Genomic DNA, 21,244 nt, shown 5'->3' with positions numbered 1-21,244 from the left:
AGGATCGGCGTCAGGCGGGCCGGCGGCGGGCGGTCAGCAGCGCGGCGCCGCCGGCGAGCAGGCCGGCGATCCCGGCGACGAGCCCGGCGATCGCGAGGCCGTCGGAGGAGCCGTCGTCGTCGGAGTCGCCGGAGGCGGCGGCCGGCGCGCTCGCGTCGTCGCCGTCGGCCTCCGCGGCGCCGGCGCCGTGGCCGGCCCCGGCGCCGTCGCCCTCGCCGGCGGCCGCGGTGAGCGTCACCTGCGCGGCCGGCTCGTCGGCGTCGGGCGCGCCGATCCAGCGCACGACCTCGCCGCTCGCGTAGGTCTGCAGCGCCTTGAACGTCAGCGTCTCGCCCGCGCTGTCGGGCAGCTTCACCGAGATCGCGAAGTCCTGGAAGGCGCCGGGCGGGATGCGGCCGGCCGCCGAGCCGTCGCCGGTCCAGGTGATCGTGTCGACCTGCTCGGAGATCGGGCCGTTCTCGGTCTCGATCGGTCTGCTCAGCCGCTGCTTCGCGACGCGGGCTCTCCAGCCCGGGACCGGCTGGTAGGAGGCGCTCACGAAGCCGGGCGGCAGCTTCACCTCGACCTTCGTGGTCGCGCTGTCCTCGCGCTCGTTGGGGACGCGCACGTCGAAGACGGCGTAGGAGCCGGCGGGCGCGCTCGACGGCACGACGGTCACGTGCGCGGAGGCGGCGGCCGGCAGGGCGAGCGCGGCAGCGGCCGCGGCGGCGAGCGCGCCGCGCGTCAGGCAGGTTCTCATGTCGATCTCCGAGGGGTCGGGAACAGCGATTCGGTGCGGTCGGCGAGCCGCTGGTCGCGGCCGAGCAGGTCGAGGAAGACGACGGCGAGCGCGAGCCCGAAGATGAGGAACTCGAGCAGGCACATCGCGGCGCCGGCGATCTGCTGGTCCTGGATCGCCGACAGGCCGTAGGCGCGCGGCGCCTCGACGTAACGGGGGTAGAGCGTCGTCCCCAGCCACGTCAGCGGGAGGCAGACGGCGGCGCTGACCAGCCGCGTGAAGCCGAGATAGCCGAGCCGGATCGGGTGGGGCTTGCGCCGCTCGCTCGGCAGCGGGTCGACGATCAGCCACCAGACGGCGAGGCCGGCGTAGAACAGCGTCGCGTGCTGGACGCCGTGCAGCAGCGGGTTCGCGGCGGCGGCGTCGAAGACGGCCGGGATCGACCAGCCCCACGTCGCCAGCGCCCACACCGGCAGCGCGACCCACGGCCGCGTCGCGACGTGGATGAAGCGCCCGAGCCGGCCGCCGGGGGCGATCCAGCGCAGACCGGCCTTCGGCAGGCCGAGCGGCAGGACCGGCGCGCGCAGGCCGAGCACGATCAGCGCCGGCGCCAGGTCGGCCAGCAGCACGTGCTGGACCATGTGCGCCGACATCAGGTACTGCTCGCCGATCGGATCGAGCGGCGACAGCAGCGCGATCGCGAGCACCGCGAGCCCTGCCGCGTAGGGGATCCAATGGCTCGGCCCGGGTGGTCTCGGCGCGACGCGCGCCGCTCGTCTGTAGGCGTGCGCGTACGCCCATGCCGCCAGCAGCAGCGCGGCGGTCATCGCCGGGTCGAAGGTCCAGCTCGTCCATCCAGGGTGCGTCGTCATCCGATCGGCACCTCCACCGTCGTCTCGTATTCGTCGAAGTCGGAGACGCGCACGGCGACGCGCACCTCCCAGGTGCCGGCGACGCCGAACGGCATCGCGGCGAGCGTCCAGTGGCCGGGGCCGGCCAGGTCGGGGACCTCTCTGACCGGGCCGATCCCCTTGTCGGGCTGCGTCGCGCTGAGGCGCACCGCTCTCGCGCCGCGGAACTGGGAGCCGTCGCGCGGGTCGATCACGTAGAGGTGGACGGCGTTGGGCCCGACCTGCGCCGGGTCGACCGTCAGCTGGAGCTGGAGCGGCCCGATCGCCGTCGTCTCGTCGAACGGGCCCGTCTGCGTCTGCGTCCCCGGCGCGGAGGCGGCGAGCGCCGCGGTCGCCGCGAGCACGCCGGCGAGCAGCAGCAGCTCGGCGCGCAGCGCGCGGCGCAGCAGCACGCCGGCGCCGCCGGGCGGCTCCTCCGCGGCGGCGAGCGCGCGCAGCCGCGGCAGCGAGCGCCGCCGCTGCCAGGCGCCGATCGCGACGAGGCCCAGCAGCAGCGCCACCTTCGCCAGCACGGCGCGGCCGAAGCCGCTGTCGAGAAGGTCGCCGGGCAGGTCGAGCAGCTTCACGCTCTGCACGACGCCGGTCAGCACGATCGCGCCGACGGCGCCGAGCGCCAGCGGCGAGAAGCGCGCGAGCGCCGCCGCCAGCAGACGGGTGCGGTCGGCCGGCTCGGCCAGCGCGCGGGTCGCCGCCGGCAGCGCCAGCAGCAGCGCCGCCAGCCCGCCGGTCCACAGCGCCATCGCGGCGACGTGGAGGACGTTGGCTCCCAGCAGCAGGGCGACCGGGTCCTGCACCGCCGCGTGGCCGCCGAGGCCGGGCAGCAGCAGGAGCCAGGCGGCGGGCAGCGCGAGCAGCCACGCGGCGGCCGCCGGGCCGGCGGGCGCGTCGCCGCGCGCCTCGTCGGTGCCCGCGCCGCCGCGGCGGCTGCCGCGGTCGCGCAGCAGCGCCCACGCCAGCGCGCCGAGTGCCAGCCACGCCACGACCCCGACGCCCCAGACGGTCCCGAAGCGGGTCTCGAGCGTCTCGCGCACGATCGCCGGTCTCAGCCCGTCGAGCGCTGGCAGGCCGGCGGCCTCGGCGCCCTGCATCGCGATCCCCAGCAGACCGCTCAGCGCTCCCGCCGCCGCGGCCGCGCAGACGATCAGCCGCAGCCGCGCCGCGAAGGCGCTGGCCGCGGTGGAGCGTGCGGCGGCGCCGCGCAGCGCCTCCGGCAGCGCGCGCCGCCAGACGAGCACGAGGAAGGCGAGCGCGCCGAGCGCCAGCGCGATCGCGCCGAACTGCACGCCGCGGGCGATCCCCAGCAGCGCGTCGACGTCGGCGCCGGCGTCCGATCCGGCGAGCAGCTCGCCGACGGTCTTGCCGGCGGCGCCGGCTCTGCCGATCGAGAAGACGATCCCGCTGGAGATCACGTGCGAGTCGGCGGAGACGACGCGATAGGTCGCCGTGTAGGTCCCGTCCGGCAGATCGCGCCGCAGCGCGACGGCGATCTCGTCCGAGCGGTCGCCGGGGTGGAAGGCGTCGCCCTCGTCGACCCGTCCGCCGGCCGCGTCGAAGACGCGCACCGCGCCGAAGCTCGCCTCGACCGGCTCGCTGAAGCGGAAGACGACCCGCTCGGGCGCGCCGCTCAGGACGGCGCCGCGCTGCGGCGTCGTCGACTCCAGCTGGGCATGCGCCGCCGCGCTCGCCGGCAGCAGGCAGGCAAGCAGGGCGAGCAGCATGCCGGCGAGTGCCGCGACGCGGACGGCGCGGCGCGGGCGAGCGGCGATGCGGTTGTCGTGGATCCCCTCGCGGGGGCCCGCCGGGGAGGTCGCGCACCCTGCGCCCGCTGCTGCGGGAACGAGCCGCGACGCCCGTCCGAGACGGGACATCTGGTGCTCCTTCGGTCGACCTGACGTGAGCGCGGCCCACGTCGGGCAGGACCGGCCCGACGGAGCTACGCGGCGTGCGTGAGCGCGGCCGCGGCCGGCGGCGGGCGCACGGCGAGCGCGCAGCCGATCAGGCGCCCGGGGCGCTGCGCGAGCAGCACGGCGTACTGCCGCTCGATCGTGCGCGCGGCGCGCGGCATGCGCGCCGTGCGGCGGCGGCGCAGGCGGAGGATCAGCTCCTCGCCGGGCGTGCGTCCGGCGAGCAGGAGGCCGAGCAGCACGAGCGCCGGCGCGAGCATCGCCAGCGTCAGCGGCGAGGTGAGCGCCGCTGCGACGACGACGAGCGTGAGACAGGCGAGCGGCAGGAGCCGCAACCGCCCGGCGCTGGTGAGGTCGGCCCCGAGCATGAGTGGCGAGTCATACCACGGCGCGCTCGTCGGCGCGCCTGCGGCGCGGTCGGCGCGCGGACGACCGGCGTGCGCCGATCGCCCGCGCTGGTAGCGTTTCCCGAGGCGCTCACGTCGGCGCCTCCATGAGGTCACGACTGCCTCGCTCCCTGAAGCCTGCTCGCGAAGGAGCCTGGCCGTGCACGCATCCGACCTCTGCTTCCCGTCGTACAACGCCGCCGCCCGCCACACGCAGATCCGCTGGACGCTGCTCGTCCACGGCGAGATCCGCGAGGTGCTGCAGACGCCCCAGGCCGACACGCTGCGCGTCCTCCACCGCGGCGACGCCGCGCCGGAGGCGTGGGCGCGGACGCTCGTCGAGGCCGGCTTCCCGGCGCCGCGCGTCGAGCCGCCCGGCGCCGCCTGGCGCCAGCGGCGCGAGAGAGCCTCCTAGCGCGGCCTCGCCGCCGGGCGCGCGGCCCGTCGGCGTGCGGCGCTACCAGGCTTCGCCGGCCGGGCGGCGGTCGCCTCCGCCGCGGCGCCGGCGCACGACCACGACCGCGACGGCGGCCGCCAGCGCGACGGCGACGAGCGCGACGATCGCGGCGACCGGGAAGCCGCCGCCCTGCTCGCCGACCCACCACAGCGTCCCCGTGACCGCGGTCGCTCTGCCGCCGACCGTCAGCGGGACCGACCAGTCGAAGACCTTCGTTCTGACCGACTGGTCTCTGACCTGCGGCGCGACGCCTCTCGCCATCCAGTGCATGCGGTGGTCGTGCCACTCGAAGCGGCCGGTTCTGTCGCGCACCTGCCAGTCGGGCGCCGCGCTCGGGTTCTCCCGCACCGCGGCCGGGACCTCCTCCTGGCCGTAGCGGTCGTCGTTGAGGTAGTACGCCGTCGAGTTGCGGTTGACGGCGACGGTGCCGTCGGCGTCGACGCGCGCGTACGGCTCTCTGTTGTAGCCCTCGATCACGACGTCGCGACCGCCGCGGTTGACCAGCTCCATGCGGTCGTCGTAGTTGAGGATCTCGACCGTGACGCCGTCGAGCGCCGGCGGCAGCTCGCCGACGAGCGAGCGGTAGCGGGGATCGCCCTGGTGGGCGGAGGCGAGCGGCGCGGCGAGGAGCGCGACGGCGCACGCGAGCGCCGGCAGCAGCGCGGCGAGCGCGCGTCGGGGACGGGAGGGCATCGCCGCCACACCGTAGCGTGCCGTCGCTGCCGGCAGATGCGCGAGCGCGCTTCGTCATACTCGGTCGGGTGAGGCTGCGGACCACCGTCATCGCCGCACTCGCGGCGCTCCTGCTGGCGGGGGCCGCCGCCGTCGCCGGCTGCGGCACCAGCGAGCCGACCGCGACCGGCGCCTCCGCGCCGCCGGCGACCGCCGCGGCGCCGCCGCCGCGGTACGAGGAGCAGGCGGTCGACAAGCTCCAGCGCAATCCGACCGCCGTCGACCCCGACGCGGGCGTGCGCACGAACTTCGACCCGAACGCCCACGCCGACACGACCGACCCCGCGAGACTGCCCCAGCCGCGCACCGACGCCGAGATCCGCGCCGAGCTGCGGAAGTCGGGGATCCCCTCGGGCCAGCAGGCCGCGCTGACGCCCGACGGCCTCGCGGTCGCGCCGCTGGGGGCGCCCGACGTCGTCCGCGCCGTGATCCACGCCGGCAACCAGATCGCCCGCCTGCCGTACCGCTACGGCGGCGGACACCAGACCTGGATCGACACCGCCTACGACTGCTCGGCGTCGATCAGCTTCGCGTTCGCGGCCGCCGGCCTGCTCGACCGGCCGATGGTCTCCGGCGACCTCGCGCGCTGGGGCGATCCCGGCCCGGGCAGATGGATCACGATCTACGCCCACGGCGAGCACGCCTACATGTACGTCGCCGGCCTGCGCTTCGACACCAGCGGGCTGCGGCAGACCGGCTCGCGCTGGCAGACGGCGCCGCGCAGCGGCGCCGGCTTCACCGTCCGCCACCCGCCGGGACTCTGATCAGCCCGGGAGCGCGCGCCGCCGGGCGAGCGCTCCCAGTGGAGCGCGCGAGGCCGCCGGCCGCGGCCTGTCACGCCACGGCGCGCAGGTGCCTGCGCGGCGGGCGCGCGCGGCCCGGCGGCACGGCGGTCTCTTCGAGGAACGCGTCGATCAGCGGCCAGGTCGTGCGGCGGGCGGCGCGACCGGTCAGCACGCCGAGGTGGCCGCCCGGGGCCGAGGCGACTCTGACCGAGGCGGCGCCCGGCAGCAGCTCGGCGACGCGGTGGACGGCCTTGACCGGCGCAATCCCGTCGCCCTCCCCGGCGATCGACAGCACCGGCGCGGTGACGCCCGCGAGCTCGATCGTCCGCTGGCCGAGCACCATCCGGCCCTGCGCGAGGTCGTTGCGGCGCAGCATCCGGTGGTAGATCTGCCCGAAGGTGCGGCCGGGATAGGCGAGCATCGACGCCATGAAGCGGTCGACCGCCTCGACCTGCGCGAGGAAGTCGCGATCGTCGAGGTTGGTGGCGAGCGTGAACGGCTTCATCACGTACTTGTCGAAGCCGGCGAGCTGGTACGCCCGCCGCACGAGCGGCGCCGGCGCGCCGCCGAGCGCCTTGTAGGCGAGCGTGCCGACCGATCCGCCGGCGAGGTTGACGAGCGGCCGCAGCGGCGCGACGAGCGGGACGGCGCTCGAGTCGATCGGGCTCGCGACCATCGCGACCGAACGGATCCGCGCCGGCTGGTCGGCGGCGACGAGCAGCGCCATGATGCCGCCGAGGCACCAGCCGACGAGCTGCACCTGCTCGGCGCCGGAGTCGGCGAGGACGGCGTCGATCGAGCGCGGGATCACCTCGTCGATCCAGTGCTCGATGCCGAGGTTGCGGTCGCCGAAGGCGATCGCGCCGTAGTCGACGAGGTAGGTGCGATGGTCGGCGGCGCGCAGATGCTCGGCGACGCTGCAGCCGCGCCGCAGGTCGAAGCAGGTCGCCGGCGCGGCCAGCGGCGGGACGAGCAGCACCGGCGGGCGGTCGTCGGCGCCGGGCGCCGCGCCGCGCTCCTCGCCCTGGCGCAGGTAGCGGCGGACGGTCCGCTGCGGCCCCTCGTCGACGATCGCGGAGGGGATCGGCCGCAGGTCCGCGAGGCCGCCTCTGACGATGCGATCGAAGACGTTCGCCGTCGCGGCGCTGAGCTGCTCCGGCGTCGGGATCAGGTCCATCGGCGCAGAGTCTGGCAGGCGGTCGGGGGCGGCGGCGCCGGCGGCCTACGCGGCGCGGCGCCCGCCTCCGCGACGCTCGGTCGCGAGGATCAGCTCGGCGACCAGCTCCGGTCGCTCGACCTGCGGACAGTGGCCGCATTCCTCGATCAGCTCCAGTCGCGCCTGCGGGACGGCGGCGAGCACCCGCTCGGCGCCGCTGGCGTAGACCATCCGGTCGCGGTCGCCCCAGATCAGCAGCAGCGGGCAGTCGATCGCGCCCAGCTCGAACGGCTCCCGCAGCTCCGGCAGCAGGCGGCGGCCGGAGGCGAGCAGTCGCGCGACGGCGGCGCGATCGGGATGGTGGCGCGCGTAGGCGCGCGCGACGCCGGGCTCGATCGCCTCGGGGTGGGCGAAGGCGAGCGCGCCGTAGACGCGGGCGACGACCTCCTGGACGGCCCGCCGCGGGAGCGGCAGCGGCAGCGCCAGCAGCGAGCGCACGACCGGGTCGTGCTCGACGACCTTGAACCAGCCGGCCATGTCCAGCCCGGCCGGCGCGATCGCGACGACGCGCGCGACCTGCGCGCGCGAGCGCCTGCCGCCGGCGCGTTCGGCCAGTCGCAGCGCAAGGCAGCCGCCGAGCGAGTTGCCGACGACGGTCGCGCGACCGCCGCCGCGGCGGGCGCGGCTCCCGCCGGCCGGGCCTCGACGCGGCGCGCGGATGTCGGCGACGGCGTAGCGCACGACCGCCTCGACGAAGGCGTCGAGCTGCGGCAGCAGCGGCCCGTCGGCGGCCGGCGCGGCGGTGCCGAAGCCGGGCAGGTCGACGGCGATCGCGCGCCGCTCCTCGCGCGCCATCAGGGCGAGCAGGTGTCGCCACGTGTCGGCGCTGTCCGACCAGCCGTGGAACAGCACGACCGGGTCGCCTCGCCCTTCGAGCTCGAGCACGCGGGTCTCGGTCCCGGCGAACTCCATGCGGTGCTCGAACAACGGCTCCATGACGCCTCCTCTCCCGGGGCCCCTCTCGCGATCTGCCCCACGGACTTTGTAGCAAACGTCACGGTCGCCGGGCGGCGGCGCGCCATCTTGGCCAGCGGCGACGCGCCGCCGTACAGGCGAGCGGGGGCGATCGCGGCCGTCGTCGGGAGGGACCGGCAGGACGGACGGGGCCCGCCGTCGAGACGGCGGGCCCCGCTCCCTGCCGGTACGGGTCGAGGGGGTGTCGCCGTAGCCGGCGATCGCGCGCGGAGCGCGAGTCGCGGACCGGGCGCGAGCCCCGTGCCGACGGCCTGGATCGCTGACAGGCCGGCGACACCGGTGACAGGACCGCGCGGCACTTCCGTGCCGGTCCGAACGCTCTCCTGCTGCCGGCAGACCGTACGCCCGCCGCCGGGCGGAGGCACCAGGCGGCCCGCCCCAGACTTTTCCAACGGCCACCCTGGGGATTGGGACGATCTTCCACTCCGGCGACTATCGACGCACCGCGAGGACGTATAGGGTTGGGATCGTGAGTTCTGCCGAAGTCCGCCGGGGGGCCGGTTCGGGAGACGCGCCGCGGCGACGCGCGGCCGCGCACGCGCTCGACTCCGACCCGCTCGAGCGAGAGGAGGAGATCGCCGCGCTGCGCGAGGCGCTCGACGCCGCCGACGCCAGCGAAGGCCGCATCGTCGTGCTCGAAGGGACCGCCGGGGTCGGGAAGAGCCACCTGCTCGGGCTGGCCGCGCGCGAGGCGCAGCGGCGCGGCCTCGTCGTGCTGCGCGCCCGCGGCGGCGAGCTGGAGCGCCAGTACCCGTTCGGCGTCGCGCTGCAGCTGTTCGAGCCGTACCTCTCCGCCGCCTCGCCGCGCGAGCGCCGGCGCGTGCTCGCCGGCGCGGCCGCTCACGCCGAGCCGGCGCTGACCGGCCGGGTGCGGATCCACGAAGCGTCGGGCCCGCCCGAGTTCCCGCTGCTGCACGGGCTCCATTGGGTCGCGGAGAACATCGCCGAGCACCGGCCGCTGCTGCTCGCCGTCGACGACGCGCACGCCTCCGACGACGCCTCGATGCGGGCGCTGCTCTACACCGCCCAGCGCAGCGAGGACCTGCCGCTGCTGATCGTCGTCACGACCCGCCCGCGCCCGACGGCCGACGGCGACGCGCTCGCCGCCCTCGCCTCCCATCCGCGCGTCCGCCGCATCGACCTCTCGCCGCTCAGCGGGCAGGCGGTCGCGGTGCTCGTGCGAGCGGCGCTGCCGGGCGCCGAGGAGCCCTTCTGCGCCGCCTGCTGGCGCGTCACCGGCGGCAACCCGTTCTTCACCCGCGAGCTGCTCGCCGAGCTGGTCGCGGCCGCGGTCGCGCCGACCGCCGCCAACGCCGCCCGCGTCGCCGACTTCGGCCCGACGACGATCGCGCGCGCGACGGCCGGACGGCTCGATCGGCTCGCGCCGGGGGCGGCGCGGCTGGCGCAGGCGGTCGCGGTCCTCGGCGACCCGGCGCCGTTCGCGCAGGCGGCCGCGCTCGCGGCGCTGGCGCCGGCGCAGGCGCGCGTCGCGGCCGACGCGCTCGCGACCGCCGACGTGCTGCGCCCGGCCGCCGACCTCGGCTTCGTCCACCCGATCGTCAACCAGGCCGTCCATCTCGAGATCCCGGCCGCCGAGCGGGCGCAGCTCCACCTCGAGGCGGCGCGGCTGCTGAAGGACGACGGCGACGCCGGCGTCGACCGCGCCGCCGCGCACCTGCTGCAGACGCTGCCGGTGCGCGAGCCGTGGTCGCTCGACTGCCTCCACGCCGCCGCGCGCCGCGCGCTCGCGGGCGGCTCGCCCGAGACGGCCGCGCGCTACCTCCTGCGCGCGCTCGACGAGGGCCCCTCGCGCGACCGGCGCGCGCAGCTGCTGATCGACCTCGGCCGCGCCGACGCGCTCGCCGGCCGCCCGAGCGCGCCGGAGCGGCTGCGCGACGCGATCGCCCTGCTCGACCAGCCGCAGGCGCGCGCTCGCGCGCTCGCCCAGCTCGGCCATGCCCTCTACGCGGCGAGCGACAACGACGGCGCGGCGCGCGCCTTCGACGAGGGGCTGCGGGTGCTCGGCGACGCCGACCCGGAGCTGGAGGAGGAGCTGACCGCCGGTTACCTGAGCGCCGCCCGGCTCGACTTCCGCACGCGCGAGGCGGCGCTGACGCGCTTCGCCGACCTGCTCTCCGGCACGATCGAGGCGACCACCCCGGCCCAGCGCGAGCTGCTCGCGCAGCGGGCGCTCGAGCACGTGATGCTCGGCACGCTGCCGTGGGAGGACGCGGTCGCCCAGCTCCACCGTGCGCTCGGCGGCGACCGGATGCTGCGCGAGGTCACCTCCGACGGGACCGCATACGTCGCCGCGGGCGCCGGCCTCTTCTTCAGCGACGCGCTCGACGACGTCGAGCGGATGACGAGCGCCGGGCTCGACGACGCCCGCGCGCGCGGCTCGGTCGTCGGCTTCGCCGCGATGTCGGCGCTGCGCGGCGCCGCCCGCTACCTGCGCGGCGAGCTGGTCGCCGCGCTCGGCGACCTCGAGGGCGGGATCGAGCGACTGCCCGTGATGATCGTGGCACGCCCGTGGTCGACCGGCTACATGGCGCTCGCGCTGCTCGACCGCGGCGAGACGGAGGCGGCGGCGAGACTGCTCGACGACGGCGGCGACCGCTCGCTGACCGAGCCGTTCACCTATAACTGGATGCTGCTCGCGCGCGGCCGGCTGCTGCTCGCGACCGGCGACCCGGCGGCCGCGCTGGAGACGCTGCTGGAATGCGGGCGGCGGCAGGCGGCGATCCCGGCGCCGAGCCCGTCGGTGCTGCCGTGGCGCTCGGAGGCGGCGATCGCCGCGCTGAAGCTGGAGCGCGGCGAGCGGGCGCGCGAGCTGGCGCACGAGGAGCTGCGGCGCGCCCGCGCCGTCGGCGCGCCGCGGACGCTCGGCACGGCGCTGCGCGTCGCCGGCCTCGTCGCCGGCGGCACCGAGGGGCTCGCGCTGCTGGAGGAGGCGGTCGCGGCGCTGGAGCGCTCCCCGGCGAGACTCGAGCTGGCGCGTGCGCTCGTCGACCTCGGCGGCGCGCGGCGGCGGGCGCGTCAGCGGAGCGCGGCGCGCGAGACGCTGCGCATCGGCCTCGACGCCGCCTACCGCTGCGGCGCGACCGGTCTCGCGGCGCAGGCGCGCGCCGAGCTGGTCGCTGCCGGGGCGCGGCCGCGGCGGCCGGCGCTCAGCGGCGTGCAGGCGCTGACGCCGAGCGAGCGGCGCGTGAGCGAGCTGGCCGCCGGCGGGCTGACCAACCGCGAGATCGCGCAGGCGCTGTTCGTCTCGACCAAGACGGTCGAGTTCCACCTCCGCAACGCCTACCTGAAGCTGCGGATCCACTCCCGCCGCGAGCTGGCCGGCGCGCTCGGCGACGAGCGGCCGGGCGCCGTTCAGGCGCGTCCGTAGACGGGGATCGCGGCGCCGCTGGTGACGGCGCCGTCGTCGGAGAGCAGATGGGCGACGACGCCGGCGATCCGCGCCGGCGCGACCCACTTCGCGTGGTCGGCTCTCGGCATCGCGGCGCGGTTGGCGGGCGTGTCGATCACGCTCGGCAGGATCGCGTTGCAGCGGACGCCGTCGTCCCGGTACTCGACCGCGACCGCCTGCGCGAAGGCGATCACCGCCGCCTTCCCGGTCACGTAGCCGGCGGCGCCGGCGAACGGCTGCAGCGCCGCGCGGCTGCCGACGCAGACGATCCCGCCGCCGCCCGCGGCGACGAGCGCCGGCAGCGTCGCCTGCGTGACGAGGTAGGTCGGCCGCAGGTTGAGCCGCAGCTGCGCGTCGAACTCGTCGATCGGCGCGTCGGCGACCTTCGCGCCCATCGCGAAGCCGCCGACGAGGTTGACGACGCCGCGCAGCGGCGCCGCCGCGTCCGCCGACGCCTCCTTCGCCACGGCCGCGACGGCGGCCGGGTCGAACAGGTCGGCCTCCGCGAGCACGAGGCCGTCGCGCGGCGTGACGCGCTGCAGCTCGCGCTCGGCGACCCACGGGACGACGACCCGCCAGCCGTCGTCGAGCAGCCGCTCGACGACCGCCGTGCCGAGACCGCCGGTGCCGCCGGTGACGAGCGCGGTGCGAGTGGGCGCCATGCGGCAACCGTACCCGGGCGCGGCGCTCGGCGCATCCGGCGCCGCGTCCGCGCACCGCTCTATCGTCGGCGCCGTGCTGCTGCGCGAGCTGACCGACGGCGAGGAGTGGGAGGGGACGCTGCTGGTGCGCGCGGCCGAGCCGCGCACCGCGCGCGACGGCCGCCCGCTGCTGCGCCTCCGGCTCGCCGACCGCAGCGGGACCGTCGCCGCCGTCGTGCGGGAGCCGAGCGAGCAGGACGAGGCGCTGTTCGCGCCGGGCGCGGCCGTCCGCGTCGCCGGCAGCGGGGCGCTCCACCCGCGCTACGGCGCGCAGCTGGAGCTGACCGGCTGGCGCGCGCCGCGCGAGGAGGAGATCGACCCGGCGCAGCTCGAGCCCGGCCCGGAGCGGCCGGTCGCCGAGCTGGAGGCCGACCTGCGCGCGCTGGTCGCGACCGTCCGCGAGCACCATCTGCGCGCCCTGCTCGACGCGCTGCTCGGACCGGCCAGCGCGACGTGGCCGGCCTTCCGCGACGCGCCGGCGGCCAAGCACTACCACGAGGCTTACCGCCACGGCCTGCTCGAGCACACGCTGGCGGTCGCGCGGGGCGTCAGCGCGCTCGCCGAGACCTTCCCCGGGATCGACCGCGACCTCGCCGTCACCGGCGCGCTCGTCCACGACATCGGCAAGCTCGACGCCTACGCCGCCGACGGCGCCGCGATCGAGCTGACCGACGACGGCCGCCTGCAGGGCGAGATCGCGCTCGGCTACTTCCGCGTCCGCCGGCTGATCGAGGAGATCGGCGGCTTTCCGCCGCTGCTCGCCCGCGCGCTCCTGCACGTCGTCCTGAGCCACCACGGATCGCTCGCGCACGGCAGCCCGGTCGTCCCGGCGACGCGCGAGGCGACGCTCGTGCACATGGTCGACAACCTTGGAGGACGGCTCGGCAGCTTCGACCGGCTCGAGCGCGCCCTCGCCCCCGGCGCCGCCTGGTCGCCGTACGACAAGGCGATCGGCGGCGGCGCCTGGTTCCCGGCCCGCGGCGAAGCTGGCGCGAGCGACGGCCCCGCGGCGCCGGCCTGACCGCTCGCGGCCCCCGCGGGCCGGCACAAAAGTCCGCAAATAGCGGGCGATGTCCTGCTACACCGAAAGGCGGCAAAGCCCCGCTGACTACAGTGTCGCGACCACATGGCGAAGGACACCGAGAAGCTGATCCGCCAGCTGTCGCTCATCAGCTACCTGATGGCGGAGCGGCGGCCCGTCACCGCGCCCGAGATCCGGCGCGACGTCGAGGGCTACAGCGCGATGAACGAGGACGCCTTCGCGCGTCGCTTCTACGCCGACCGCTCCGAGCTGGAGGCGCTCGGCATCCAGCTGTCGGTCGACAAGCCGGTCGAGGGCCTCGCCGAGCAGGAGAACTACTCGCTGCCGCCGGAGAACTTCCACCTGCCGGCGATCGAGTTCACCAACGAGGAGCTGGCCGGCCTCCACACCGCGCTCAGCCTGCTCGACGGCGAGTTCGCCTACGCCGAGCCGCTGCGGCTGGCGCTGCAGCAGATCTCGTGGGGCCAGCCGAGCCCGCTCGACGCGCCCGAGCAGCGCTCGATCGCGCTCGGCATCACCGCCTCGGCCGGCGGCCACGACCTGTCGCAGCGGCTGGCGAAGATCGAGACCGCGATCTTCCGCCGCAAGACGATCGTCTTCGACTACTTCACGATGCAGCGCGGCGAGCTCGGCACGCGCAGGGTCGACCCCTACCAGCTGCTGTTCCAGGGCGGGCAGTTCTACCTCGTCGGCCGCTCGCACGAGCGCGACGCGATCCGCGTCTTCCGCCTCTCGCGCATCCGCGGCAAGGTCGCCTACGCCTCGAAGGCCGAGCACGACTTCCAGCGCCCCGCCGACTTCGACCCGCGCGTCTACGCCAACCGCATCCAGTGGCAGTTCGGCGACCCGATCGGGACCGCCGAGGTGCTGATCGCCGGCCGCATCGCCTGGCAGATCGAGCGCCACTTCGGCCGCCACGGCGAGCTGCGGCCGGCCGCGCCGCACGAGGGCGAGGCCGACGACCGCGTCTTCGCGACCGCGTACGCCGACGCCCGCCAGCTCGTCGCGTGGGTGCTCGGCCTCGGCGAGCACGCCCGCCTGCTCGGCCCGCCCGAGCTGGTGAGAGAGCTCGACGACCGCCTCGCGCTGCTGGTCGAGCGCCACACCGACGGCCCCGAGGTGGCGCCGCCGGCCGCGAACGAGCGGAGCGCGGAGAGCAACGGCGGCGGGAGCGGCAACGGCCGCCGCGACGCCGCCGCGATCCGCCCCGAGCGGTTCGCGCGCCTGGTCACGCTCGCCTCGATCCTGATCACCGCCGGCCACGCCGGCGAGCGGATCCCCGCCGCCGAGGTCTGCGAGCGGCTGCAGATCAGCGAGCAGGAGCTGCAGGAGGACATCGGCGTGCTCAACGTCGTCAACTTCGGCGCGGGCTCCTACGTGCTCTACGCCGAGGTCCTCGACGACGGCACGATCATGGCCGACCCGGAGGCCTACGGCGACTCGTTCGCGCGGCCCGCGCGGCTGCTGCCGGTCGAGGCGAAGGCGCTGATCGCGGCGATCGACCTGATCGGCGACTACATCCCGGAGGGGTCGCTGGCGAGCGTGCGCGAGAAGGTCGTCGCCGCGCTCGGCGAGGACCCGATCAGGGAGGGCCTGCAGGTCGCCAGCGCCGGCGACGACCACGAGATCGCCCGCACCGTCTCGACCGCCGTCCACGAGCGCCGGCTGCTGAGGATCGAGTACTACAAGGAGAACGAGGACGTCTTCTCCGAGCGGACGGTCGAGCCGTACGCGCTGATCAACGGCCGCGAGGGCTGGTACGTCGCCGCCTACGACCCGGCGAGAGCCGGCGTGCGTCACTTCCGCCTCGACCGCATCAAGCAGGCGACGATCGAACGGGAGCGGTTCGAGCCGCGGCCGGAGGTCGACCCGTCGCGCGACGTCGAGGGCTGGCCGCGAACCGGCGAGGTCGAGGCGTCGCGCCGGGCGCGCGTCTGGATCTCCCCCGAGCGCGCCCGCTGGCTGCGCGAGGAGCGCTCGGTCGTCGAGGAGCTGGCCGACGGCGCGATCGTCGTCGAGTTCGGCTTCAAGGGGATCGACTGGCTCGTGCGCGAGGTGCTCAAGGAGGCCGGCGACGCCGCCGTGCTCGAGCCCGAGGACGCGCGCGACGCCGTCCGCGCCGCCGCCGCGCGCCTCGCCCACGCCTGAGCGCGGCGCCGGCGACCGGAGCCGTCGCGCGACCCGCGTGCATTACGCTCGCCGGCCATGAGCCGACGCGACCTGATCCGCATGAGCGAGGAGGAGCTGGCCGCCTTCCTCGACGAGCAGCGCACCGTCGTCCTGGCGACCGTGGGCAGAGACGGCTGGCCGCACCTGATGCCGCTCTGGTACACGGTGCGCGACGGCGAGATCTGGGCCTGGACCTACGCGAGATCGCAGAAGGTGAGGAACCTGGAGCGCGACGACCGCGTCACGCTCCAGGTCGAGGCAGGCGAGAGCTACGAGCAGCTGCGCGGCGTGATGGTGAAGGCGCGGGCGCGGATCCACCGCGACGTCGAGACCGTCACCGCCTTCGGTCTCGAGCTGTTCGCCCGCTACGGCGGCGGCGCCGGAACCGCCCTGGCGCCGGAGGTCGAGCAGATGGTCCGCACGCAGGCGCCGAAGCGGGTCGCGATGCAGTTCGTCGCCGAGTCCGCGCCGGTCACCTGGGACCACCGCAAGCTCGGCGGCGTCTACTGACCGCGCCCGGATCGGCGAAACATCGGCGCAGCGGGACCGTTACCCTCCCCGAGCGTATGAAGGATCTGCGAGGGCTCATCCTGTCCGGGGGCAAGGGCACCCGGCTGCGGCCGATCACGCACACGAGCGCCAAGCAGCTCGTGCCGGTCGCCAACAAGCCCGTGCTCTTCTACGGCATCGAGGCGATGGCCGCCGCCGGCATCCGCGAGATCGGGATCATCATCGCGCCGGAGACCGGCGAGGAGATCCGGGAGGTCGCCGGCGACGGGTCGCAGTTCGGCGTCGAGATCACCTACATCCTCCAGGACGAGCCGCTCGGCCTGGCGCACGCGGTGCTGACGGCCGAGCCGTTCCTCGGCGACGCGCCGTTCGTCATGTACCTCGGCGACAACCTGCTGCAGGGCGGCATGCTCGACCTCGTCGACGCGTTCCGCTCCAACGAGCCGGACGCGCTGATCCTGCTGACCCCGGTCGACGATCCCGAGAACTACGGCGTGGCGGAGCTGAACGGCGACGGGTCGGTGACCCGCCTGGTCGAGAAGCCGAAGGAGCCGGCGACCGACCTCGCGCTCGTCGGCGTCTACATGTTCACGCCCGGCATCCACGACGCCGCGCGCGCGATCAGACCGTCGAGACGGGGCGAGCTGGAGATCACCGACGCGATCCAGCACCTCGTCGACAGCGGCCGCCGCGTCGAGCCGCACGTCGTCCGCGGCTGGTGGAAGGACACCGGCCGGCTCGACGACATGCTCGAGGCCAACCGCCTGATCCTCGACGCGATCGAGCCGCACATCGAGGGCGAGCTGATCGACTCGACCGTCGACGGCCGCGTGATCGTCGAGGCCGGCGCGACCCTGATCCGCGCGACCGTCCGCGGTCCGGCGGTGATCGGCGCCGGGACGAGGCTGACCGACTGCTACGTCGGGCCGTACACGGCGATCGACGCCGGCTGCGAGGTCCAGAACGCCGAGGTCGAGCACTCGATCCTGCTCGCCGGCTCCTCGGTGCGCAACCTCGACGGCCGCATGGAGTCGTCGCTGCTCGGGCGCAACGTGAAGATCCACCGCGACGCGCGCCAGCCGCGCGCGCACCGCTTCATGGTCGGCGACAACTCGGAGATCGGGATCCCGTGAAAGCGCTCGGCCTGCGGCCTCGGCTTCCACTGGGAACGCTCGCCTTCCCGCTCGCGGTGACCACGTGAGCTCGCGCGTCCTCGTGACGGGGGCGGGCGGGATGCTCGGGCAGGACGTCGTGCGCGCCGCCCGCGCCGCCGGCCTGGAGCCGGTCGCGCTGCCGCGCGCCGAGCTCGACGTGACCGACGCGGACGCCGTCGCGGCGGCGCTCGCGCGGGCCCGGGCCGACGCGGTCGTCAACTGCGCCGCGTGGACCGACGTCGACGGCGCCGAGGCCGATCCAGACGGCGCGCGCGCCGTCAACGCGACCGCGCCCGGCGTGCTCGCGCGCGCCGCGGCCGACGCGGGGGCGCGGCTCGTCCACGTCTCGACCGACTACGTCTTCGACGGCGACCGGCCGGCCGACGCCGCGCCGTACGTCGAGTCCGACGCGACCGGCCCGCGCAGCGTCTACGGCGCGACGAAGCTGGAGGGCGAGCAGGCCGTCGCGGCCGCCGGCGGCTCGCACGCGATCGTCCGCACGTCGTGGCTGTTCGGCGTCGGCGGCGCCAACTTCGCCGCGACGATGCTGCGGCTGGCGGCGGAGCGCGACGAGCTCTCCGTCGTGACCGACCAGGTCGGCTTCCCGACCGCGACCGCCCACCTCGCGCCGGCGCTGGTGTCGCTCGCGGCTGGCGAGGCGCGCGCCGCCGAGGGCATCGTGCACGTCGCCGGCGGCGGCGAGCCGTGCTCGTGGAACGCCTTCGCGACCGAGATCTTCCGCCAGGCCGACGTCGCCTGCCGCGTGCTGCCGTGCACGACCGCCGAGATGCCGCGGCCCGCGCCCCGTCCCGCCTTCAGCGCGCTCGTCAGCGAGCGCGACGACGCGCCCCGCCTGCCGCGATGGCAGGAGGGCCTCTCCGACTTCCTCCACGCACGAAAGGTGACTGCATGAAGCTGCTCGTCTGCGGCGGGGCCGGCTTCATCGGCTCCAACTTCGTCCGCATCCGCGTCAAGGAGCACGGCGACGAGGTCGTCGTGCTCGACAAGCTGACCTACGCCGGGCGGCGCGAGAACCTCCACGACGTGATCGACGACGTGCGCTTCGTCCACGGCGCGATCGAGGACCCGGAGGCCGTCGCCGACGCGATCGAGGGCGTCGACGCCGTCGTCAACTTCGCCGCCGAGACCCACGTCGACCGCTCGATCGCCGAGCCCGACGCCTTCGTCGTCACCAACGGCCAGGGCACCTACGTGCTGCTGGAGGCCGCGCGCAAGGCCGGGGTCCGCTTCCTGCAGGTGTCGACCGACGAGGTCTACGGCTCGATCGAGCAGGGCTCCTTCACCGAGGAGTCGCCGCTGCAGCCCTCCTCCCCCTACAGCGCGACGAAGACCGGCGCCGACCTGCTCGTGCTCAGCTACTTCCACACCTTCGGGCTGGAGACGCTGATCTGCCGCGGCTCCAACAACTACGGGCCGTACCAGTACCCGGAGAAGCTGATCCCGCTGATGGTGCTGAACGCGCTGCACGGCGACAAGCTGCCGGTCTACGGCGACGGCATGCAGGTCCGCAACTGGCTGTACGTGACCGACTTCGGCCGCGGCATCGGCCATGCGCTGGAGCAGGGCAGAGCCGGCGAGGTCTACAACGTCGGCGGGCCCGACGAGTGCCCGAACATCGAGGTCGTCAAGCGGATCGTCGCGGCGACCGGCAACGACGAGTCGCTGATCGAGTACGTCACCGACCGCCCCGGCCACGACCGCCGCTACTCGCTCGCCTCCGAGAAGCTGCGCGCGCTCGGCTGGGAGGCCCAGGTGCAGTTCGACGAGGGGCTGCGCAGAACGGTCGACTGGTACCGCGAGAACACGTGGTGGTGGGAGCCGATCCGCTCCGGCGACTACCGCGAGTACTACGAGCGCCAGTACGGCCGCGCGCTCGGCTGAGCGGCCTGGCACGTCGCCGCTTCGCGCGGGCCGGCGGCGGTTGCGCGGCGGAGTTAGACTCCTCTCGATCCCCCGCGATGGCCAGCTCCGACCGCACCACCCCGCGCACCGCCGTTCCGCGCGGACGCCATGCCCCGCCGCTCGAGGTGCGGCTCGGCCTTCAGCGTGAGCGGCTGTTCGAGGCGGCCGCGGCCGTCTTCGCGGAGACCGGCTACGCCGACGCGAGCGCGGAGTCGATCAGCCGCGCGGCCGGCATGTCGAAGGCGACCTTCTACGAGCACTTCGCCAACAAGGAGGAGTGCATCATCGCCCTCTTCGACTACGCCTACGAGGTGCTGATCGGGCGCATCGTGCGCGCGGCGACGGCGGCCGGCGACGATCCGCTGGAGCGCTGGCGCGAGGGGATGCGCGCCTTCCTGCAGGCGCTGGTCGAGTTCCCCAACGAGGCGCAGACGCTGCTGGTCGAGATCATCGGCGCCGGGCCCGCGGCGGCGCGCAGACGCGACGAGATCCTCGAGCGCTTCGCGCGCGTCGTCGACCGCGAGAACGAGCGGATGGCGCGCCAGTCCGGCTTCCCCCGGTTCGCCTCGCCGGACGACTCGTTCGCGATCGTCGGCGCGATCGTCGAGCTCGCCTCGCGCCAGGTCCGGCTCGGCCAGCCGGCGCACCCGCTCGACCTCGAGCCGGTGATCGAGCGGCTCGCGATCGGGCTGCTCGGCGAGCGCCAGCCGCCCGTTTGAGGCGGCCGCCCGTGATCGTCGCCGCACCCGCCCACGCGCGGAGCATCGCCCGCGGAGCCGCCAGGTGAGCGGCGACCGCGTCGGCCTCGCGGCGTTGACCGCCGAGATCGTCGACTGCCGCAGATGCCCGCGGCTGGTCGCGTGGCGCGAGGAGGTGGCGCGCGTGAAGCGGGCCGCCTTCGCCGATCAGGAGTACTGGGGCCGCCCCGCGCCGGGCTTCGGCGACCCGGACGCGCGGATCCTCGTGCTCGGCCTCGCGCCGGCCGCCCACGGCGCCAACCGCACCGGCCGCATCTTCACCGGCGACCGCTCGGGCGACTGGCTGTTCGCCTCGATGTGGCGCTGCGGCCTCGCCAACCAGCCGACGTCGATCGCGCTCGACGACGGGCTGGAGCTGCGCGGCGCCTACGTGCTCGCCGCCGTCCGCTGCGCCCCGCCGGCCAACAAGCCGTCGCCGGCCGAGCGCGACACCTGCTTTCCGTATGCCGAGCGCGAGCTGAGGCTGCTGCGCGACGTCGACACGATCGTCTGCCTCGGCAGCTTCGCGTGGGACGCCGCCCTGCGCCTGCGCGCCGCGCTCGGCGACCCGGCGCCGCGACCAAGGCCGAGATTCGGCCACGGCGCCGAGCTGCTCGGCGAGCGCTTCGCGCTGGTCGGCTGCTACCACCCCAGCCAACAGAACACCTTCACCGGCCGCCTCACCGAGCCGATGATCGACGCCGTCTTCCTGCGAGCGCGCGAGCTGGCGGGGATGGGAGCGCCGTAAGGGGCGCCTACCCGCAGATCGAGGCGACCGCCGCCTCGTCGAGCGGGTCGACGCGGCGCAGGCCGGCGATCCCTTCGAAGCCGCGATCGGCGGTGACGATCGCGTCGAGTCCGCGGTTGAGCGCGATCGCAGCGAACATCGCGTCGCGCGCGCCGAGCTGCTCGTGCCGCTCGAACAGCGCGAGCGCGCGGAGGAACTCGGTGCCGGTGACGTCGTGCAACGCGACCAGGTAGGAGACGTGGCGCGCCGCGGCCGCCGCGGCGACGCGATCGCCGGTGCGGCGGAGGCGCTGGTGGAGGAACTCCTGGACGAGGTCGACGCTGACCTCCCCTTCGATCGCGCCGGTCGCCAGCAGTTCCATGATCCTGCGGCACGGCTCGCGATAGGGCGACGGCCCGCCCATCGCGTAGACGAAGACGTTCGTGTCGAGCAGCGCCTTCGCCATCAGGCGGCGGGCGATGCGCCGAAGCCGTCGAGCATCTCGGCCTTGAGGACGGCCCATTCGGGCTCGGGGTCGAGCGGCGCCGGCTGCGCCAGCAGCCAGTCGACGGCCTCTCGCCGGCGGCCGGCCGTCTCGTCGCGCGCCAGCTTGGCGTCGATCGCGTCGCGGATGACCGCCGCGACCGATCTTCCGCTCGCCTGCGCCGCCTGCTCGAGGCGCGCGTACCGCTCCTCGTCCAGGAGGATCTGCGTCCGCCGGCTCAACGTGCTCATACGAGAGACGATACCCGTATATGCGCAGGATCACAAAGAACATACACATATTG

General features: G+C 75.4%; 21 protein-coding genes. 11 read left to right on the top strand and 10 right to left on the bottom strand.

Going from position 1 to position 21,244, the window contains the following annotated elements:
- Nucleotides 1–10: 10 nt before the first annotated feature.
- The 4 genes from BDZ31_RS03935 to BDZ31_RS03920 form a co-directional block, all read right to left on the bottom strand.
- Complete coding sequence (locus BDZ31_RS03935) at nt 11–739, bottom strand: YcnI family protein (RefSeq protein WP_183339195.1); 729 nt, start codon at nt 737–739, stop codon at nt 11–13.
- A complete protein-coding gene (locus tag BDZ31_RS03930) occupies nt 736–1,590 on the bottom strand; it encodes a cytochrome c oxidase assembly protein (protein ID WP_183339193.1) in 855 nt (284 codons plus the stop codon). The genes BDZ31_RS03935 and BDZ31_RS03930 overlap by 4 nt, the downstream gene beginning before the upstream one ends.
- The gene (locus BDZ31_RS03925; protein WP_183339191.1) at nt 1,587–3,497 is read right to left on the bottom strand and encodes a copper resistance CopC/CopD family protein; all 1,911 of its coding nucleotides are present in this window, start codon (nt 3,495–3,497) and stop codon (nt 1,587–1,589) included. The genes BDZ31_RS03930 and BDZ31_RS03925 overlap by 4 nt, the downstream gene beginning before the upstream one ends.
- A 65-nt stretch (nt 3,498–3,562) precedes the next feature.
- Nucleotides 3,563–3,901 carry a hypothetical protein gene (locus tag BDZ31_RS03920; protein WP_183339189.1) on the bottom strand — a complete coding sequence of 113 codons (339 nt, stop codon included), beginning with the start codon at nt 3,899–3,901 and terminating at the stop codon, nt 3,563–3,565.
- A 178-nt stretch (nt 3,902–4,079) separates the two neighbouring features.
- On the opposite strand from BDZ31_RS03920, the gene BDZ31_RS03915 reads away from it, so the two are divergent.
- Nucleotides 4,080–4,334 carry a hypothetical protein gene (locus tag BDZ31_RS03915; RefSeq protein WP_183339187.1) on the top strand — a complete coding sequence of 85 codons (255 nt, stop codon included), beginning with the start codon at nt 4,080–4,082 and terminating at the stop codon, nt 4,332–4,334.
- 42 nt (nt 4,335–4,376) lie between these two features.
- On the opposite strand, the gene BDZ31_RS03910 is transcribed toward BDZ31_RS03915, so the two are convergent.
- Nucleotides 4,377–5,069, bottom strand: a complete 693-nt coding sequence (locus tag BDZ31_RS03910) for a hypothetical protein (RefSeq protein WP_183339185.1) — start codon at nt 5,067–5,069, stop codon at nt 4,377–4,379.
- Between the two features lie 68 nt (nt 5,070–5,137).
- Here BDZ31_RS03910 and BDZ31_RS03905 point away from each other — a divergent pair, with 68 nt between their 5' ends.
- Nucleotides 5,138–5,872: a hypothetical protein gene (locus BDZ31_RS03905; RefSeq protein WP_183339183.1), complete on the top strand. Its 735-nt coding sequence runs from the start codon at nt 5,138–5,140 to the stop codon at nt 5,870–5,872.
- Nucleotides 5,873–5,942: 70 nt separating this feature from the next.
- On the opposite strand, the gene BDZ31_RS03900 is transcribed toward BDZ31_RS03905, so the two are convergent.
- A complete protein-coding gene (locus tag BDZ31_RS03900; protein ID WP_221242802.1) occupies nt 5,943–7,070 on the bottom strand; it encodes an alpha/beta fold hydrolase in 1,128 nt (375 codons plus the stop codon).
- Nucleotides 7,071–7,115: 45 nt separating this feature from the next.
- Entirely contained in the window at nt 7,116–8,045 is a 930-nt protein-coding gene (locus BDZ31_RS03895) for an alpha/beta fold hydrolase (RefSeq protein WP_183339181.1), read from the bottom strand.
- A 508-nt stretch (nt 8,046–8,553) separates the two neighbouring features.
- Here BDZ31_RS03895 and BDZ31_RS03890 point away from each other — a divergent pair.
- A complete protein-coding gene (locus tag BDZ31_RS03890) occupies nt 8,554–11,472 on the top strand; it encodes an AAA family ATPase (protein ID WP_183339179.1) in 2,919 nt (972 codons plus the stop codon).
- On the opposite strand, the gene BDZ31_RS03885 is transcribed toward BDZ31_RS03890, so the two are convergent.
- Nucleotides 11,457–12,155, bottom strand: a complete 699-nt coding sequence (locus BDZ31_RS03885) for an SDR family NAD(P)-dependent oxidoreductase (protein ID WP_183339177.1) — start codon at nt 12,153–12,155, stop codon at nt 11,457–11,459. The two genes, BDZ31_RS03890 and BDZ31_RS03885, sit on opposite strands and share 16 nt — an antisense overlap.
- A gap of 73 nt (nt 12,156–12,228) precedes the next feature.
- Between BDZ31_RS03885 and BDZ31_RS03880 the strand changes: the two genes are divergently transcribed.
- From BDZ31_RS03880 to BDZ31_RS03845, 8 genes are all read left to right on the top strand, one after another.
- A complete protein-coding gene (locus BDZ31_RS03880; protein WP_183339175.1) occupies nt 12,229–13,215 on the top strand; it encodes an HD domain-containing protein in 987 nt (328 codons plus the stop codon).
- A gap of 105 nt (nt 13,216–13,320) precedes the next feature.
- Nucleotides 13,321–15,384, top strand: a complete 2,064-nt coding sequence (locus BDZ31_RS03875; RefSeq protein WP_183339173.1) for a helix-turn-helix transcriptional regulator — start codon at nt 13,321–13,323, stop codon at nt 15,382–15,384.
- Between the two features lie 57 nt (nt 15,385–15,441).
- Nucleotides 15,442–15,915, top strand: coding sequence for a pyridoxamine 5'-phosphate oxidase family protein (locus BDZ31_RS03870; protein ID WP_183339171.1), 474 nt, complete (start codon nt 15,442–15,444; stop codon nt 15,913–15,915).
- 65 nt (nt 15,916–15,980) lie between these two features.
- Nucleotides 15,981–17,048, top strand: coding sequence for a glucose-1-phosphate thymidylyltransferase (locus tag BDZ31_RS03865; protein ID WP_183340977.1), 1,068 nt, complete (start codon nt 15,981–15,983; stop codon nt 17,046–17,048).
- 64 nt (nt 17,049–17,112) lie between these two features.
- On the top strand, nt 17,113–17,982 hold the full coding sequence (gene rfbD, locus BDZ31_RS03860; RefSeq protein ID WP_221242800.1) for a dTDP-4-dehydrorhamnose reductase: 870 nt from the start codon (nt 17,113–17,115) through the stop codon (nt 17,980–17,982).
- Nucleotides 17,979–18,971 carry a dTDP-glucose 4,6-dehydratase gene (gene rfbB / locus BDZ31_RS03855; protein WP_183339169.1) on the top strand — a complete coding sequence of 331 codons (993 nt, stop codon included), beginning with the start codon at nt 17,979–17,981 and terminating at the stop codon, nt 18,969–18,971. The genes rfbD and rfbB overlap by 4 nt, the downstream gene beginning before the upstream one ends.
- A 77-nt stretch (nt 18,972–19,048) precedes the next feature.
- Nucleotides 19,049–19,711 carry a TetR/AcrR family transcriptional regulator gene (locus BDZ31_RS03850; RefSeq protein ID WP_183339167.1) on the top strand — a complete coding sequence of 221 codons (663 nt, stop codon included), beginning with the start codon at nt 19,049–19,051 and terminating at the stop codon, nt 19,709–19,711.
- A 64-nt stretch (nt 19,712–19,775) separates the two neighbouring features.
- Complete coding sequence (locus BDZ31_RS03845) at nt 19,776–20,477, top strand: uracil-DNA glycosylase family protein (RefSeq protein ID WP_183339165.1); 702 nt, start codon at nt 19,776–19,778, stop codon at nt 20,475–20,477.
- Between the two features lie 7 nt (nt 20,478–20,484).
- On the opposite strand, the gene BDZ31_RS03840 is transcribed toward BDZ31_RS03845, so the two are convergent.
- The gene (locus BDZ31_RS03840) at nt 20,485–20,922 is read right to left on the bottom strand and encodes a type II toxin-antitoxin system VapC family toxin (RefSeq protein WP_183339164.1); all 438 of its coding nucleotides are present in this window, start codon (nt 20,920–20,922) and stop codon (nt 20,485–20,487) included.
- Nucleotides 20,922–21,191, bottom strand: coding sequence for a ribbon-helix-helix domain-containing protein (locus BDZ31_RS03835; protein WP_183339162.1), 270 nt, complete (start codon nt 21,189–21,191; stop codon nt 20,922–20,924). The genes BDZ31_RS03840 and BDZ31_RS03835 overlap by 1 nt, the downstream gene beginning before the upstream one ends.
- Between the last annotated feature and the right edge of the window lie 53 nt (nt 21,192–21,244).

Source organism: Conexibacter arvalis (assembly GCF_014199525.1).
In the GTDB taxonomy this organism is placed as follows: domain Bacteria; phylum Actinomycetota; class Thermoleophilia; order Solirubrobacterales; family Solirubrobacteraceae; genus Conexibacter; species Conexibacter arvalis.
Note: the sequence above shows the minus strand (reverse complement) of the source record. Positions and strands in the feature narration are given on the sequence as shown.

Bases quoted from the DNA above. Each gene is read 5' to 3' on its own strand.
- BDZ31_RS03935 (WP_183339195.1), bottom strand. From the start codon at position 739: ATGAGAACCTGCCTGACGCGCGGCGCGCTCGCCGCCGCGGCCGCTGCC.
- BDZ31_RS03930 (WP_183339193.1), bottom strand. From the start codon at position 1,590: ATGACGACGCACCCTGGATGGACGAGCTGGACCTTCGACCCGGCGATG.
- BDZ31_RS03925 (WP_183339191.1), bottom strand. From the start codon at position 3,497: ATGTCCCGTCTCGGACGGGCGTCGCGGCTCGTTCCCGCAGCAGCGGGC.
- BDZ31_RS03920 (WP_183339189.1), bottom strand. From the start codon at position 3,901: ATGCTCGGGGCCGACCTCACCAGCGCCGGGCGGTTGCGGCTCCTGCCG.
- BDZ31_RS03910 (WP_183339185.1), bottom strand. From the start codon at position 5,069: ATGCCCTCCCGTCCCCGACGCGCGCTCGCCGCGCTGCTGCCGGCGCTC.
- BDZ31_RS03900 (WP_221242802.1), bottom strand. From the start codon at position 7,070: ATGGACCTGATCCCGACGCCGGAGCAGCTCAGCGCCGCGACGGCGAAC.
- BDZ31_RS03895 (WP_183339181.1), bottom strand. From the start codon at position 8,045: ATGGAGCCGTTGTTCGAGCACCGCATGGAGTTCGCCGGGACCGAGACC.
- BDZ31_RS03885 (WP_183339177.1), bottom strand. From the start codon at position 12,155: ATGGCGCCCACTCGCACCGCGCTCGTCACCGGCGGCACCGGCGGTCTC.
- BDZ31_RS03875 (WP_183339173.1), top strand. From the start codon at position 13,321: ATGGCGAAGGACACCGAGAAGCTGATCCGCCAGCTGTCGCTCATCAGC.
- BDZ31_RS03870 (WP_183339171.1), top strand. From the start codon at position 15,442: ATGAGCCGACGCGACCTGATCCGCATGAGCGAGGAGGAGCTGGCCGCC.
- rfbB (WP_183339169.1), top strand. From the start codon at position 17,979: ATGAAGCTGCTCGTCTGCGGCGGGGCCGGCTTCATCGGCTCCAACTTC.
- BDZ31_RS03850 (WP_183339167.1), top strand. From the start codon at position 19,049: ATGGCCAGCTCCGACCGCACCACCCCGCGCACCGCCGTTCCGCGCGGA.
- BDZ31_RS03840 (WP_183339164.1), bottom strand. From the start codon at position 20,922: ATGGCGAAGGCGCTGCTCGACACGAACGTCTTCGTCTACGCGATGGGC.
- BDZ31_RS03835 (WP_183339162.1), bottom strand. From the start codon at position 21,191: ATGAGCACGTTGAGCCGGCGGACGCAGATCCTCCTGGACGAGGAGCGG.